Origin of the sequence: Bacillus sp. G402, from assembly GCF_051172515.1 — a bacterium.
Lineage (GTDB): Bacteria > Bacillota > Bacilli > Bacillales > Bacillaceae > Bacillus > Bacillus altitudinis.
This window is the reverse complement of sequence record NZ_JBPIZC010000002.1, coordinates 59502-74400: the sequence shown is the minus strand read 5'-3', so window position 1 is coordinate 74400 and position 14899 is coordinate 59502. Positions and strand designations below refer to the sequence as shown.

The following is a 14899-nucleotide window of genomic DNA, read 5'->3' as shown; positions in this document are numbered from 1 at the left end:
GGAATGAATCAAGAAGTCGGGGCAATCATGCATTATATATACACACGCTTTCCTGTGAAAATGTATGATCGTCTTCTGCCAGAGCGTTTCCAAGTGCCATCTGTTTATGTGCCGCCAGTGACTGTCATTAGTGGTCCAGATACAGTGTCTACTTTTATGAAATCTTATTCGCTGCAAGTGAAAGTGTTTCATATGGATACAGAAAAAGCGCATGATGCGGCGGAAACAATCGTCGATGCATTGCTTGCTGATCGTCAAATCATTCAGATGATCAGTGAAGATGGAGAGGTGCTTGATGATTATGTCCGCATAAAAAGAGTGGAAACAAGAATCATAGATCAAGGTGTAGCAGCGATTGTCCTGACGTGGGATAGCAGCTATTGGTACAACCGAGATAAACAGCCAAGCCTAGAAGATATCAATTTTTCAGATGGGGTGATCAAACGTGGGCAAGACTAAAAAAACACAGCTCGATCAAACAGCGGGCGAAGAAAAAGAATTTGGCTTTTCATTTGAAGCCTTAAAAGAGCACAGCAAGGATCTTTTTGGGGTAAAACCAGAAATCCTTGAAGGTGCTCTTTTTTATATCAAACATCAACCAATTACAAAAACAGAAGCAAAGAAGCACATCGATGCTTTTTTGTCCAAGGAGGTTTAAAGGATGAACGGAGGCACTTTTACACCAGGTACAGAGAAAAAGCGTCCTGGCATTTACTTTAATTTTAAAACAACAGCAGAGCAGCGAATTACTTTAGGCGAGCGAGGAACAGTTGCACTTCCTCTTGTCATGAGCTGGGGAGAACCAAAAACCTTTATTTCCGTTTCCGATATGGAAGACTTAAATAAAAAGGTCGGGCTCAACATTGATGATAAGTCACTTCTTCTTTTCCGTGAAGCGAAGAAAAAAGCGCAAACGGTCTTGCTTTACCGTCTAAACGAAGGAGAGCCAGCCAAAGCGGAAATCGCAGAAAACTTTGTGGTCACAGCCAATTATGGTGGTCAAAAAGGAAATGAGATTACCATTCAAGTGGCAGAAAATGTACTCGACAGCACAAAGCGTGACGTCATCACCTATCTTGGAACAGATATTGTCGATAAACAGGTGGTCAAAGATGTCAAAGATCTTGTGAAAAACAAATACGTTCAATTTTCTGGTGAAGGCGAAGCGGTCATTACTGCAGGAGCGGCTTTAAGCGGCGGGAAAAACGGTGTGGCAAGTGTCGCAGATTATACAGCTTTCCTAGAAGCAGCTGAAACGGAATACTTTGATGTCATTGCACTCCCAGTCGATAATAGTGAGCAATTAAAAGCAACATTCGCGTCATTTATTGAGCGTTTACGTGATAAGCAAGGACGTAAGGTGCAAGGCGTTGTGGCTAACTATGCAGCTGATCAAGAAGGAATCATCAATGTCACAAGCGGTGTTGTTTTAGAAGACGGAACAGAACTGACGCCTGCTCAAACAACAGCTTGGGTCGCAGGAGCAAGTGCAGGAGCGAATTTTAATCAGTCACTGACCTTTGTTGAATACGAAGGCGCAGTCGATACATTAGAGCGTCTTGATAATGATCAAGTAGAATACCGTTTATCACAAGGAGAGTTTCTTTTCACTTTCGATGCAAGAGACCGCACGGTGAGCGTTGAAAAAGATATTAACTCTTTGACAAGCTTCACGGTTGAAAAGAACCAGCAAATGGCGAAAAACAAAATCATCCGTGTGCTAGATGCAATCAACAATGATTTAACATTTGAACTGAAAAATTTGATTAAATTACGCAAAGCCAATGGCAATGACATTCCAGCATCAGACGACGGTGTGCAGCTTGTGAAAACACTGATTACACAGTATCTCACACAACTTCAAGATGGAAGCGGCATTACAGGCTTTAACTCAGAAACAGATATCGTCATTGGCCTCAATGAAGATCGTGATGGATTTATCATCGATTTAGCAGTACAGCCAGTAGACGCAGCAGAAAAATTCTATTTCAATGTGGAGGTGAAGTAAGATGGCTTTTAAAGCGCAAAATACAATCTCAGGTAAAGAAGGTCGTCTTTTCTTAGAAGGTGAGGAGCTTGCCTTTATCAAAACGTTTGAAGCAAACGTGGAGAAAAATAAATCAGAAGTGAATGTGATGGGCCGCCGAATGACTGGTCATAAAACAACAGGGGCAAACGGAACAGGAACGGCAACATTCTATAAAGTTACGTCACGTTTCGTTCAACTTATGCTCAACTATGTGAAAAAAGGGGAAGATCCTTATTTCACTCTTCAAGCGGTAATTGATGATAAATCATCAGGCCGAGGCACAGAGCGTGTGACATTATTCGATGTCAACTTTGATTCAGCTAAAATTGCTGGACTAGATGTTGATTCAGAGGCACTTGAAGAAGAAGTTCCATTTACATTTGAAGACTTTGATCTGCCTGAAAAGCTGAAGAATTCTTTCTAAGAAATGCGGAGGAAATTAGCTAATTAATTAGCTAAATAAAAACCAAATATGCTATAATGCAAATGTAATGAAAAATGAATGCATTTGTAATGCACATTGCATTCAATGACACACAAAATGATGTTTACATGCAAAGCGATTTGCATACAATAAAAAGAAGCCAGGATGCGCTAACATCCCGGCAATGTACAATGAGGCCCTTCAAGGGGCTGGCTTATCAATTAGATAGTTTTAAGGATAGACTTTCCCTTTCACCTACCAAAGCTCAAGGGGAGTCTATTTTTTGTTTATATACGTCAACAAAGCAAGGATAAACATCCCGAATAAAAGCATTAGGGAAATCGCTTGGAACGTTGACATGAGCATCACCCCCTTCCTATCGGGGATGAGCCAGACACCCTTGAGCAAGCCGTTCAATTGTACGAGTTATATTATACATGAAAAGATTGGAAAGCACATTCAAAAATGGATGTGCTTTTTTGTATTCAAAAAACAAACAAAAGGGAGTTTTTAAACATGAGCGAAAAACAAACATTTGATCTTTCATTTTTTATGCCAGGACAAACAGTAGAAGCGGAAGAGGTCAAAGTGCCAATTTCTAAGCGTTTTGTTGATAAAAAAGGGAATGTCATTCCTTTTGTCTTCAAAGCGATTACCACGGAACGTATTGATGAACTGGAAAAAGAAAACACCACGTTCAAAAATGTCAAAGGCAGAGGCCGTGTGAAAGACTTAGACAGCCAGCGCTTCTACGCACGAATTGCCATTGAATCGACGATTTATCCAGATTTCCGCTCAAAGGAATTAAGAGAAGCCTACAGCACACAAGATCCAGTTGAAGTTGCAAAACGTGTTTTATCTGTCGGCGGTGAATATGCAAACTGGTTAAACAAAGCCATTGAAATCAACGGATTTGAAGACGAAATTGAAGATTTAGAAGACGCAGCAAAAAACTAATAAAAGATGGGGATAAGGAAGCGGTGTTTTTATATTACGCCATGCATGAGCTTCACTATTCCCCATCAGAACTTCTCGATTTATACGAAGCACCAAGACAATTTAAGGCATTCTTATTCGGACTCATCAGCTACAAACTCGACATGTTAGAAAAAGAAGCAAAGAAAGGAGGGAAATAAACTGGCGAAGCTCACTGCACGATTTGAATTAGAAGACAAAGTATCAAAGAAGCTGTTGCGCATTCAAAAACGTTTTCAAACGTTTGAGAAGCAGCTCAAACCATTTAGAAAACCGGTGAAAATAAGCCTGGAAATGGATGAAAAGAAGCTAAGGAACCTCAATTTATCGATGAGAAGGTTTTCTGTATTATCCATGAAGCTAGATCAAGGAATCTATCGTGATCTCAAATCATTAACAAACCAGCTGAACATGATACCGAAACAGATGATCATATCGATTCAAGCAAAAGGACTAGATGTCATTAAATCCAGTATAGATCGCTTGAAACAATCACAAGCAAGTCCAATCCTGGTGACGTTCAAACTGAATGATCAGTTGTCAGGAAAAATGTCATCAATCAAAAAATCAATCCTTCAGCTCATGAACAGAACGTACTATATGAGATTAAACATGGTTGACCAAGCCACCGCTGCCATTCAACGAATCAAAAAGACACTCAAAAGCTTGACAATGGCTAAACATGAGATCAGAGTGTCTGTTCAAGACAATGCAAAGAGTAAGTTGAAAAAACGAGATCAGGCAGAGTCAGTTGTGAAAGAACAAAACATAAAAAAAGAGCCTGAAGCTGTTAGTCCGCCAATTAAAAAGGATGAACCCAAACAGGGTTGGCTCCAGAGCCTTGCTAATAAAGGGTTAAATGAAATTCAAAAATATGCAGGTGATGTTGCAGACAAGCTGAAAGAAAAATTAAGTCCTAGAAAGTTTTGGGACGAAAAGGCACTTCCTTGGGTTGAAAATAAAATGGAAGAGTACAAGCAAGATGTGATCGGAAGAATAAAAGAGAAGATTAAATTTAATCCTGAAAAAAAACTAGATGAATTGGTGACCAATGTATTAGACCGTCTCTTTGGTGCAGGTGATCAATCGAATGGAAGTAGCACTCCAGCGCCAACAACAGCGCCAACAACAGCGCCGACAACAGCGCCAACAACGGCACCAACAACAGCACCAACAACAGCACCAACATCCACACCATCAAATTCAGCTCCCAATAAGAAATCTAAGCCGCGAGGTGGTAAAGGTTTGTTTCGCAATAGTTGTTGTCCTTGTTGTGCAAGAGGTTTAAGCAGGGGAGGATCTACTAAAACCAAAAATAGAAATGGTCAATCACCAAGACAACCTAGAAATCCAAATGCCACAACAAGAACCGAAATGAATAGAAGACCTCCAAGTAAATTAGGGGATGCGTTGAAAAATATCGGTAAAGGGAGCGGCAAATTATTAAAGAAAGTACCTATTTTAGGCAGTGTACTTAGTGCAACAAATCTAATTGGTATGAAAAAAGAGAATGCTGGTGAAAAGATCGGTGCGACTGGAGGCGGCATCGCCGGAGGGATGGCAGGTGCAGCAGCAGGTGCAGCTATTGGAAGTGTAGTACCAGGAGTAGGCACAGCCATCGGCGGCCTAGTAGGCGGCATCGCTGGCAGTATGGGCGGAGAATCTATCGGTGAAACAATTGGAAAATGGTTTGATGGCGGTGGATTTGAGAAGATTGGCCAAAAAGCCATTGAAATCAAAGATCAAATTGTTGAAGTGTGGTCTACAGTCGCAGACTGGTTTATCCAAAATGTGTGGACACCATTAAGCAGCACGGTTGGCACGGTAGCAACCACGATCTGGACAAGTCTAGTCAATGCCTGGACATGGATACAAGAAACATTCAGTGCAGTCGCAGGCTGGTTTATCGAAAACGTCTGGACACCACTAAGTGGTACAGTCGTTACAGTAGCAACCACGATTTGGACAAGTCTAGTCAATGCCTGGACATGGATACAAGAAACATTCAGTGCAGTTGCGGGCTGGTTTATCGAAAATGTCTGGACACCGCTAAGCGACACAGTCGTTACAGTAGCAACCACGATCTGGACAAGTCTAGTCAATGCCTGGACGTGGATACAAGAAACATTCAGTGCAGTAGCAGGCTGGTTTATTGAGAATGTGTGGACACCGCTAAGCAGCACAGTTGTCACAGTCGCTACGGGGATTTGGACAGCATTATCAAATGCGTGGAAAACCATTCAATCAATTTTTGGAGCAGTATCCTCTTGGTTTATGAACAATGTATGGAATCCGCTTGTAGAAACGGTTGGAACCATTAAAGATAGCATTGGGAAGAAGTTTGAAGAAGCGTATAAAGTGGTGACAGATATATGGAATGGATTATCCAAATGGTTTAAAGATAATATTCAGACACCGATCGTAAAAGTGGCTGGTGCCATAAGTGATGGTTTTTCTGCAGCATTTGGTTGGGTTCAAAAGATTTTTGAAAAAGCAGGCGGTATTGTAGATGTTGTAATAAATTGGATCGTTGGAAAGAAAAAACCTGATAATAATGCAACAGGCGGCTATATCACCCAGCCTACCTTATCATGGATTGGTGAAGCGGGTAACGAATTTGTCATTCCAACTCAAAATAACCGGGGCCGTGGGAAGATGTTGCTTGCACAAGCTGCTTCTCATCTTGGAATGTCTGTTGTGCCAAGCAGCAGCGGAGCAGCAAGTCCAGTTTCTAGCTCTCCAGCTCCAATAACGCCAAATGCTCCAGCAGCTCCAACTGCTTCTGCCGGTTCAATTGGTGGAACGGTTTCAATGAATGGAAACATCCAATCTGCCAGCATAGGTGAGCAATTTAATCATGATTTTGAACAAGGGCTGAATCAAAAAGTGGTTTCACTTGATCAATGGAAGCAAAAAAACATTCAGCAGCCATTTAATCAAATGACATCAGATTCAGGAAAGTACGGACAACAAACGGTATCGGCATTTGCTACTGGCCAGCAAATGACACCAACAGGAACTGATAGCTTTTTGCAAAGTCGTGTAAAAGCACCATACCAACAAGTGATGACAGCATCACCAACTTGGGGTTCTGGAACTGTTAGTGGCTTTGCAACAGGTCAAAATGCCACATCAATTGGCACAAGCCAATACGTAGACCAACACGTCAAACAACCATTCCTGCAAGCCAAACAAGAATCACCAGGATGGGGTTCAGGAATGATCGATGCCTTCAATAGCGGCATGCGTTCAAAAGCAAGTGAAGTCACACAAGCTGCCAAAGAAATGGCGAAGAAAGTGGAACAGGCGTTTAGAGAAGAACTAGACATTCATTCTCCTTCGCGTGTCATGATGAGTCTAGGGAAATTCGCATCGATTGGTGTCGTCAAAGGGCTCGATTCAGTTGATGTGAAAAAGTTTGCTGAAAATCAAGCGGGTTCATTAATCGGAGCGTTCAGCGGTATGGGTGCTTCAGGTCTTAGTGTTCAGCAATGGCTCATGGCAGCTCTGATGGCGACTGGCACATCGATGAGCTGGCTTCCAGGTCTTATGACAATCGCTCAGCACGAATCAAATGGTAACCCGAAAGCCATCAACTTGTGGGATTCCAACGCCAAGAAGGGAACGCCTTCTAAAGGGTTAATGCAAACCATTGGGCCGACCTTTCATTCTAATAAAGGCAAGGGCATGAATGATATTTGGAACCCAATTCATAATGCCGTAGCAGCCATTAACTACATTAAGGGCAGATATGGAACAGTCTTCAATACACCGGGATTACGGAGTATGAGAAGAGGCGGTCCTTATAAAGGCTACGCCAATGGCGGATTGATTACTCAGGAGCAGGTAGCTAGAGTCGGTGAAGGAAACAAACGCGAGTGGATTATTCCAGAAGAAAGAGGCATTCGCGGGAGATATTTATTGACGCAGGCAGCAAAGGCACTTGGGATGCAAGTCTATGATCCATCAAATGCATCTGCTCCTTTACCAGAATCACAGATGCAGCAAGTTACCTCAGCACAGTCAGCTGGGAATACAACAACGTCTGGTAATAAACAAATCACCATCCAGTTTAATGGTGATCAGCATTTCCATAATGGACAGGATCAGCAATCGCTTGTCGAAAAAATTAGACAAATGCTTGTAGACGAATTGGAAGTAGAGCTTCAGACAGGAACGAAAGGGGTCGTGATCGATGGGTAAATCAGTGTATCAATTGTGGATTTCCCAAGGCAAGGAGAAGTTGCGATTCCCTGTGCTTCCATCCGAACTTGAGATCACAAATAATGTACAAAATGAAACAGTGAAGGTCTCCTCCTTTGGAGAACTGACTTTTATTGATGTACCATCGGCTAAACAAGTATCATTCACCTCATTATTTCCTAAGAAATATTCGCCAATTGCTGAATATAAAAGCATTCCATCACCAGAGAATGCAATAGCGAAAATTGAACGAATGATGCGTTCAAAGAAGTCTGTGCGACTGATTGTGACAGGGACTAAAATCAATATGACGTGCAGCATTGAGAGCTTCACACACAAGGAAGGGTCTTATGACATAGGGGATCGTGAATTTACGATCGAGTTAAAGGAATATAAAACCGCATCGCCTAGGAAAATCAAACGAAAGAAAAAAGCAAAACAAACCAAAAAGAAAAGACCCTCAAAAACACCACCAAAATTGTACACTGTCAAAAAGGGAGATACTCTGTGGGCCATTTCAGGCCGTTTTTATGGCGATAGTACAAAATGGCGGCGTATTTGGAATGCCAATAAAGCAGCGATGATCAAACGAAGTAAACTCAATATTAAACAGCCGGGATATTGGATTTTTCCAGGGCAAAAATTGAAAATACCACAATAGGGGGGCTGACATTGATTGAGCTTTTTGCCATCAGAAGCGGCACGATGTATGAGCTTGTCACAGAGAGTGTGACACTTCAGGGGCAAAGGTATCAGGCCCCTCGCTCTATTCAGGCGAATATTATCACAAAGCAAGGCAGTCAAACATATTACCGTGTCTCAGAAGGAGACACGGTTCTTTTTAAATGGAAAGGAAAAGAGCTGTTCAGAGGCATCGTGTTTTCTAGGACGCCTGTTGAAGGAAAGCTGACCTTTACCGCATACGATATGCTCCAATATTTAGTGAAAAACCAAGATGTATATGTTTTTTCAAATCAACGGGCAGATCAAATTTTGAGGCGGATCGGGGCAGACTTTCAAATTCCTATGACATCCATCGCAAATACAGGACATGTCATGAAGTCTCTCGTTTTTAAAAATGACACGAGTTTATATGACATCATTTTAAAAGCATTGAAGGAAACGAAGCGGCAAACCGGTAGAAATTATCAAATTTTTTCTGCTAAAGGCAAGATGGGGCTGAGAGCTTGGCCCGATCCAGAGGACGTGTGGGTCATTGAATCAGGCGTCAACCTCATCGGTTATCAGTACAGCACCTCCATTGAAGAGACAGCAACACGTGTGAAGATGCGCACGTCTGTAGACGAACAGGGGAAGAATAAGAAAAAAGGTAGCAAATCAGATATTGTGGTGATCGAACAGGATAAAGCGGGTCAGAGTAAGTACGGCATTTTACAGCATGTGGAGACGGTCACAGGTCAAATCAACCAGCCGCAGCTTCAAAAAAGAGCGAAAGTACGCCTAGCTGAGAAAAAAGGCGTCAAACAAGAAGTGAAAAGCATACAAGCACTCGGAATCCCTGAACTGCAAAGCGGTCTGCCAATCTATTTGAAAATCCCTGAAATCAACATCAAAAAAACCTACTGGATCGATCAAGACAAGCATGAATTCAATGGAGTGAAGCACACCATGACAATTGACGTCGTTGAGAAAAATTCCATGCCAAAGGGTGATCAAGCATGAGATTAAGTGAAGCAATTAAACGACTCGCTGTCAATGCAGTAGATGCAGCTTCTCCAATTGATCTGGTGATTGGAGAGGTCACAATGGCTTCGCCTCTTCACATCCGATTAAATGAAAACAGTAAGCTGATCATTCCGGAAGAACTGCTTATTTGGCCTAAACGCTTAAATAAGGGTGAGGATGATGAGTTGAAAAGGGGAGACAGCATTATGGTACTTGCAATGGCAGGAGGGCAGTCCTTTTACATCATCGACAAATTGTAAGGGAGGTGATGAACGTGGCACTTTCACCAGAGGAAGAAATCGAGGAAACAGAGGAAGATGAAGAGGTAGAAACCTCGACGACGTATCGCATAGATTTTGAAAATGGCAGGCTGACAAATGAAGCCATTACAGGCATTGAATCGATCCGTCAATTTATTTATATGACATTGCGAACAGAGCGCTATGCACATCCCATTTACAGTCACGATATTGGCACTGAAATTCAGGAGCTATTGACTGATACTGAAGCAACTGATGAATACAAAGAAATGGAGATTCCAAGATTGCTTGAAGAAGCATTGGTCGTTGATGAGCGGATTGATCATATTGAAGAGATAGAGGTCACGAAGCAAAATGATGCCTTTCAAGTCAAACTAACCATTGTCACAGATGAAGGCACATTAGAAATAGAGGAGGTGATGGAGGGAGATGTTTGAAGAGCAAACGTATGAGGCATTGATGGAAAGAATGCTGGACAGGCTGCCAGATGACATAGATAAAAGAGAAAACAGCGTCATTTGGAATGCCTTGGCACCTGCTGCTGCTGAACTGGCTCAGTCGTATATTTGGCTTGATCAAGTGTTTGAGCTTGTCTTTGCTGATACAGCACAGGGGGAATTTTTAGATAGACGAGCAGCAGAAGTAGGGATTGAACGAAAGCCAGCCACCAAAGCGGTCTGGTCCGTAACCATTCAACCAGAGAACGTAAACATTCCAGCAGGATCAAGATTCTTTATTGAAGACGTTTATTTTCAATTTTCAAAGGACGGTACACTAGAATGCGAGACAACAGGTACAGCCGGCAATGGGCAATTAACAGGTCAGCCGCTGCTATCGCTTGATACCATTCCGGGTCTAGAGTCGATGATCATGAAGGAATTGGTGATACCAGGGCAAGAGGAAGAAGATGATGCGTCATTATACGATCGGTATTTAATACGCGCAAGGCGAGAGGCTGTCAGTGCCAACAGAGCACATTACAAAAAGTGGGCCGAGGAAGTGGTTGGTGTCGGCAGAGCGAAAGTATTCCCGTTATGGAATGGAGAGGGAACGGTCAAAATTGTCATCACCGATGGCAATCTAGATGTAGCATCTGAGCTTCTTGTCAAAAGGGTTCAGGAGTATATCGATCCTGTACCAGGAGAAGGAGAAGGGCAAGCTCCTATTGGTTCAAAAGCAACTGTTGAAAGCGCCAAGTGGCTAGATATTGACATAGAAGTGTCCGTCGAACTTCAGATGGACTGGACGCTTGAAGGTGCGCAAAAAGAAATAGAAGAAAAGGTCAAAGCACTGTTAAAATCAATCGCATTTGAAAAAAGTACGATTCGAATGTCCGCCTTAAATGATATCTTGTACCATTCAGAGAGCGTGTCCGATTATGCAAATGTCTTATTGAATGGGGAGTCAAAAAACTTAGTATTACAGGACATTGAGATACCACGTCTGAGGCAGGTGAAGGTTATTGAGCAAACTTGATGAAATGAAAAACTACTTGCCGCCTTATTTCACAGAGATTTATGATGTGGATCATTTACTAAAAACGGAGGCGCCAGAGTTTGAACAATTGGACGAATCCATTTTTGATGTAACGGATCAGTTCTTCCCCTTAACAGCGACGTGGGGATTGAATCGGTGGGAAAGAATGCTCAAGGTGCAGCGAGAGTCAGATGATTCAATTGAGCTGCGCAGGGCACGATTACTCAATATGATGTCGAACATTCCACCAATTACGTATCTTTCATTAGAGAAATCAGTGAATCGATTTCTTAAAAATCCAAGTGCGATCATCCGTCTTACAGTCAACCGTTATCATTTTGCATTGCGTGTCAACCTGGATGACCTGCAAAACACAAGATATATCGTCGAAATACTCGAAACGTTAAAGCCAGCACATTTGGCGTATACGTTCACCGCCAGTCATCATACCGATGTTCATGAAACAAATGATCATCACCAGCGGCTCACACTGCGAAGCAGAGTGGGCTTTTTCGATCATATTCCAATTTTACTCAATGGTGAATTCGTATTAAATGGAACGTTCTATCTCAGCGGGATACGAGGTACTACGGAGGTCCCTGCTCGCTTTCGGCATTCATTAAAGATGAGAATGCCGCTTCAACAAGAGAAAGAAACAGCATATCGTCTGAATTATGTCATGACTGGAGCATCGCATGAAACGAAGCAAGCAGCTACGCTGACTTTGCGCGCAAAGAACCAGCTTTCACATCAAACGAAAAAGAGGATGACGTTCCGCTTACCGGTACATGTTCAAAATGAACAAGGCGGCAGTTTACTGATCAAGGAGCATTACTGGATTCTCGATGGATCCGTTCCACTTGATGGATCAAAAATGCTAGCAGCAACTTCTAAAAAAATAGACCTATAAGGAGGATCACAATGGCTGATCAATTAACCGTAACCACACTATATGCACGTCAACAAATGGCAAAGGCACGAGCAGAAGGAACAAAACTCACAAAAGTCGTCAAAATGGCATTCGGAAATGGAGGAACAAAGGATGGAAAACCGATCTCTCTTGACGGAACCGAACAAGCACTCGAAAAAGAACTGATTCAAAAAAATATAGATTCATTTACCTTCATGGAACCGGCAAAAATCCGCTACACCTGCACCATCGCTGAAGGAGAACTCGCAGGCGAAGTCATCAATGAACTAGCCCTTGTCGACGAGGCCGGCAAATTCACCGCCATCCGCACCATGACAGACAAACAAAAAGACGGCGACATCGAATTTGTTTTTGAGATTGATGATATTTATTAATGGAGGGAGTCGAAAATGGACTTGAAAACACCAAAAACATTTGAAACTAGTGATAAAGCTCATGCAAACCTATTTAATGAAATGGTTGAAGTCTTACTTGAAAACGACCATGGGCTGTTAGAACAATTCACTAGTCATAAAAATGATACGATTCAACATGTAACTGGATTGGAGAAACAAAAATGGAATGATTCTCAAAGTTATAAAATAACTGCAGACAATGGGACACATTTAATCAGCATTCCAGCTTCTAGTAAGATCTATGATGCTATTAAAGAAAAAGGAACATGTACATTTTACGCTCCTCGTGGAATAGAAGATAGTCCAACAACGAATGCTTTAAGAGGCATTCAAACGGTAGGGCAAGCGAATGCAGGAACAGGATTTGCGATCGATACAATGGGAAATGCTTATACATTTCTATATGGGTCCAGTGATCTTTCTATTAGTTGGACGCCTTTGCCAAATATGTCCGATCAAAATAAATGGAATGATAGTCAGTTAATTAAAATTACAAATGACACGGGTGGCGTACGTGTATCTGTAGGAACTACAGAGAGTTTACTCGATAAAATTACACAGGCGGGAAAAACATTTGGCACATTTTATTCTCCAGCTGGTGTACAGGACAATCCTTCGGCTTTATCTGCACGGGGTTTTTATCACTTTACATCTGCGGACAGTAATAACAAGGGGACGTTTGGATGGGTGATTGCTGTAGATTATCGTAATAACGTCTTTACGAACTATCTTGATTTAAATTTAGGCTGGCAGGGCTGGCGTAGATTACTGACTGCTGCGGATGAAGAGGTGAAGTGGACAAAAGTACGACTTCCTCTAGATAACGATTGGAAAATATATAATTCTGTCGATGGTACCCCCCACACTTTGCAATATAGTAAAGATGCATTAGGTGTCGTTGAAATTATTGGATCAATTACCGGCGGTAAAGTTGGTTTTGAATCTGTTGTTTTTACTTTAGAAGAAGGATTTAGACCCTTACAATCGACTCACTTCATTGGAGTGGCGTCAAGCGTGGGTAAGGGCAGTACACCACAAATTCATAGGACCGCAATTGGGAAAGACGGAAAAGTTTGTGTTCAATATTGTTCTAATGATCTGAATCCTAATGAGTTCATCACGTTTGGTTTTCGATTTAGAACAAGATAGTACTGTTTCACGAGATTTTTTAATCAATTCAATTTGAGAAAGGAGATCAGGTCAAATGGATTTAAAATCACCCCGTTCCTTTACTACCAGTGACAAAGCCCATGCAGATCTATTTAATGAAGTGTTGGAAACGTTGTTTAAAAATGACTCTGACTTGTTGAAGCAACTGGATATTCACGCTGATGACACAAAGCATCATGTTTCTGAAACAGAAAAGAAAAAGTGGAATGAATCACAATCTTATAAAATCACAGCCGATAATGGAATGCAACTTATTAACATTTCAGCTGAGTCAAGAATTTTTGACGCAATTAAGGATAAAGGAATGTGTACATTTTACGCAGCCGCAGGTGTAGAAGACTCACCTTCACCAGCGAATATTTCGTTGAGAGGTATTCAAACAGTTGGTCAAGATGATATAGGAACAGGTTTTGCGGTAGATATCGCAGGAAATGCTTACAGTTTCTATTATAATTATGGTCACACGTCTATAACATGGACAAAACTGCCCACAGTAACTGACATGCACAAATGGAATGATGGACAGCTCCATAAACTTACCTTAGACAATGGATCAATTAAAGGTTTGAACGGAGTCAATTTCGATGAAGTTACTGAAACAGGATTTTACTATATATTTTCAGGAATCAATGGCCCTGTAAAGAATAATGGTTATTTAACAGTATATAACTATAGTACCTACCCTTATCAAGAATTCACTTCATATTCAGGAGTAACCGATAATATCCCTGATACTAGAAGAAAATTTATTAGAAATAAGACACAATTTACAGACAATTGGACACCTTGGATGGAACTTACACCTAATGCACCAGTTGTTTGGCAAGATATCATGCTAGAAAAAGGTTCCTCAAACGGAGACAGACCGGTTCAATATGCTAAATGGGGAAACTTATTATTGCTGCGAGGACATCTGATAGCAATTAGAGAAATCGTCTGTGGAAAGATTCCTATTTCAGGTTTACCAGAAAAAGGTCTTGTGGTATCAGTGCCAGTATCAGGTACAACAGGACATAGTAAATTAATTATTTATGGTGATGGAGAAATGAAACTAACAGGCTTGCTATCTGCAAAAGACAATGCTGTAACTGGCTACTACCTAGACATGGTGATTCCATTAAATTAAGGAAGTTCCAACTGTTGCTGATATCAAACATTTTTGGAACTGGCGCTGTTATGGCAGGATATTATATTTTATGTAAGCGTTGGATGGTCTCTGCTGACGACTATCAAAATATTACAGGAGACAAATACGAAGCCTAATGGCTTTTTTTGCTAATAAGAAGACGATATCGCTGGAAGTGGATATCGTTCAAGACCGAATGACATAAGCTATTCGGCGTTCTCTTT

General features: G+C 41.5%; 18 protein-coding genes. 17 read left to right on the top strand and 1 reads right to left on the bottom strand.

Annotation, left to right across the window (positions count from 1 at the left end):
* Positions 1-3 precede the first annotated feature (3 nt).
* The 4 genes from ACSBQP_RS08980 to ACSBQP_RS08965 are packed head-to-tail and all read left to right on the top strand — an operon-like array spanning position 4 to position 2453.
* Positions 4-459, top strand: a complete 456-nt coding sequence (locus ACSBQP_RS08980; RefSeq protein ID WP_435028346.1) for a phage tail terminator family protein — start codon at positions 4-6, stop codon at positions 457-459.
* Entirely contained in the window at positions 446-658 is a 213-nt protein-coding gene (locus ACSBQP_RS08975; RefSeq protein WP_435028345.1) for a hypothetical protein, read from the top strand. The genes ACSBQP_RS08980 and ACSBQP_RS08975 overlap by 14 nt, the downstream gene beginning before the upstream one ends.
* 3 nt (positions 659-661) lie before the next feature.
* A complete protein-coding gene (locus tag ACSBQP_RS08970) occupies positions 662-2008 on the top strand; it encodes a phage tail sheath family protein (RefSeq protein WP_017367936.1) in 1347 nt (448 codons plus the stop codon).
* Between the two features lies 1 nt (position 2009).
* Positions 2010-2453 (top strand): phage tail tube protein, encoded by a 444-nt coding sequence (locus ACSBQP_RS08965; protein WP_003213309.1) that lies wholly within the window; start codon positions 2010-2012, stop codon positions 2451-2453.
* A 276-nt stretch (positions 2454-2729) separates the two neighbouring features.
* Here ACSBQP_RS08965 and ACSBQP_RS08960 read toward each other — a convergent pair whose 3' ends face one another.
* Positions 2730-2786, bottom strand: coding sequence for a putative holin-like toxin (locus tag ACSBQP_RS08960; RefSeq protein WP_229200408.1), 57 nt, complete (start codon positions 2784-2786; stop codon positions 2730-2732).
* 183 nt (positions 2787-2969) lie between these two features.
* On the opposite strand from ACSBQP_RS08960, the gene ACSBQP_RS08955 reads away from it, so the two are divergent.
* From ACSBQP_RS08955 to ACSBQP_RS08895, 13 genes are read left to right on the top strand one after another with little or no spacing between them, the layout of a single operon-like run.
* On the top strand, positions 2970-3410 hold the full coding sequence (locus ACSBQP_RS08955) for a phage tail assembly chaperone (protein WP_008344099.1): 441 nt from the start codon (positions 2970-2972) through the stop codon (positions 3408-3410).
* Positions 3411-3451: 41 nt separating this feature from the next.
* On the top strand, positions 3452-3589 hold the full coding sequence (locus tag ACSBQP_RS08950) for a hypothetical protein (protein WP_008344097.1): 138 nt from the start codon (positions 3452-3454) through the stop codon (positions 3587-3589).
* Position 3590: 1 nt separating this feature from the next.
* Positions 3591-7631, top strand: a complete 4041-nt coding sequence (locus ACSBQP_RS08945) for a transglycosylase SLT domain-containing protein (protein ID WP_435028497.1) — start codon at positions 3591-3593, stop codon at positions 7629-7631.
* Positions 7624-8292, top strand: coding sequence for a LysM peptidoglycan-binding domain-containing protein (locus ACSBQP_RS08940; protein WP_008344093.1), 669 nt, complete (start codon positions 7624-7626; stop codon positions 8290-8292). The genes ACSBQP_RS08945 and ACSBQP_RS08940 overlap by 8 nt, the downstream gene beginning before the upstream one ends.
* An 11-nt stretch (positions 8293-8303) precedes the next feature.
* The gene (locus ACSBQP_RS08935; RefSeq protein WP_008344092.1) at positions 8304-9314 is read left to right on the top strand and encodes an XkdQ/YqbQ family protein; all 1011 of its coding nucleotides are present in this window, start codon (positions 8304-8306) and stop codon (positions 9312-9314) included.
* Positions 9311-9577, top strand: coding sequence for a DUF2577 family protein (locus ACSBQP_RS08930; RefSeq protein WP_017358996.1), 267 nt, complete (start codon positions 9311-9313; stop codon positions 9575-9577). Before ACSBQP_RS08935 ends, ACSBQP_RS08930 begins: the two co-directional genes overlap by 4 nt.
* Before the next feature lie 14 nt (positions 9578-9591).
* Positions 9592-10014 (top strand): DUF2634 domain-containing protein, encoded by a 423-nt coding sequence (locus tag ACSBQP_RS08925; RefSeq protein WP_008344087.1) that lies wholly within the window; start codon positions 9592-9594, stop codon positions 10012-10014.
* Positions 10007-11053: a baseplate J/gp47 family protein gene (locus tag ACSBQP_RS08920; protein WP_007500587.1), complete on the top strand. Its 1047-nt coding sequence runs from the start codon at positions 10007-10009 to the stop codon at positions 11051-11053. Before ACSBQP_RS08925 ends, ACSBQP_RS08920 begins: the two co-directional genes overlap by 8 nt.
* On the top strand, positions 11040-11963 hold the full coding sequence (locus ACSBQP_RS08915) for a YmfQ family protein (protein ID WP_217816373.1): 924 nt from the start codon (positions 11040-11042) through the stop codon (positions 11961-11963). The genes ACSBQP_RS08920 and ACSBQP_RS08915 overlap by 14 nt, the downstream gene beginning before the upstream one ends.
* Positions 11964-11974: 11 nt before the next feature.
* Complete coding sequence (locus tag ACSBQP_RS08910) at positions 11975-12358, top strand: phage tail-collar fiber domain-containing protein (protein WP_217816374.1); 384 nt, start codon at positions 11975-11977, stop codon at positions 12356-12358.
* Between the two features lie 15 nt (positions 12359-12373).
* Positions 12374-13528: a hypothetical protein gene (locus ACSBQP_RS08905; RefSeq protein ID WP_099496706.1), complete on the top strand. Its 1155-nt coding sequence runs from the start codon at positions 12374-12376 to the stop codon at positions 13526-13528.
* A gap of 55 nt (positions 13529-13583) precedes the next feature.
* Positions 13584-14675: a pyocin knob domain-containing protein gene (locus ACSBQP_RS08900; protein WP_232516889.1), complete on the top strand. Its 1092-nt coding sequence runs from the start codon at positions 13584-13586 to the stop codon at positions 14673-14675.
* A 14-nt stretch (positions 14676-14689) separates the two neighbouring features.
* Complete coding sequence (locus ACSBQP_RS08895) at positions 14690-14812, top strand: hypothetical protein (RefSeq protein WP_255201831.1); 123 nt, start codon at positions 14690-14692, stop codon at positions 14810-14812.
* The last annotated feature ends 87 nt before the right edge of the window (positions 14813-14899 follow it).

What these genes read in the sequence shown, in the direction of transcription:
- ACSBQP_RS08905 (WP_099496706.1), top strand. Translation starts at nt 12,374, where the DNA reads ATGGACTTGAAAACACCAAAAACATTTGAAACTAGTGATAAAGCTCAT.
- ACSBQP_RS08980 (WP_435028346.1), top strand. Translation starts at nt 4, where the DNA reads ATGAATCAAGAAGTCGGGGCAATCATGCATTATATATACACACGCTTT.
- ACSBQP_RS08955 (WP_008344099.1), top strand. Translation starts at nt 2,970, where the DNA reads ATGAGCGAAAAACAAACATTTGATCTTTCATTTTTTATGCCAGGACAA.
- ACSBQP_RS08930 (WP_017358996.1), top strand. Translation starts at nt 9,311, where the DNA reads ATGAGATTAAGTGAAGCAATTAAACGACTCGCTGTCAATGCAGTAGAT.
- ACSBQP_RS08910 (WP_217816374.1), top strand. Translation starts at nt 11,975, where the DNA reads ATGGCTGATCAATTAACCGTAACCACACTATATGCACGTCAACAAATG.
- ACSBQP_RS08940 (WP_008344093.1), top strand. Translation starts at nt 7,624, where the DNA reads ATGGGTAAATCAGTGTATCAATTGTGGATTTCCCAAGGCAAGGAGAAG.
- ACSBQP_RS08970 (WP_017367936.1), top strand. Translation starts at nt 662, where the DNA reads ATGAACGGAGGCACTTTTACACCAGGTACAGAGAAAAAGCGTCCTGGC.
- ACSBQP_RS08950 (WP_008344097.1), top strand. Translation starts at nt 3,452, where the DNA reads ATGCATGAGCTTCACTATTCCCCATCAGAACTTCTCGATTTATACGAA.
- ACSBQP_RS08900 (WP_232516889.1), top strand. Translation starts at nt 13,584, where the DNA reads ATGGATTTAAAATCACCCCGTTCCTTTACTACCAGTGACAAAGCCCAT.
- ACSBQP_RS08920 (WP_007500587.1), top strand. Translation starts at nt 10,007, where the DNA reads ATGTTTGAAGAGCAAACGTATGAGGCATTGATGGAAAGAATGCTGGAC.
- ACSBQP_RS08965 (WP_003213309.1), top strand. Translation starts at nt 2,010, where the DNA reads ATGGCTTTTAAAGCGCAAAATACAATCTCAGGTAAAGAAGGTCGTCTT.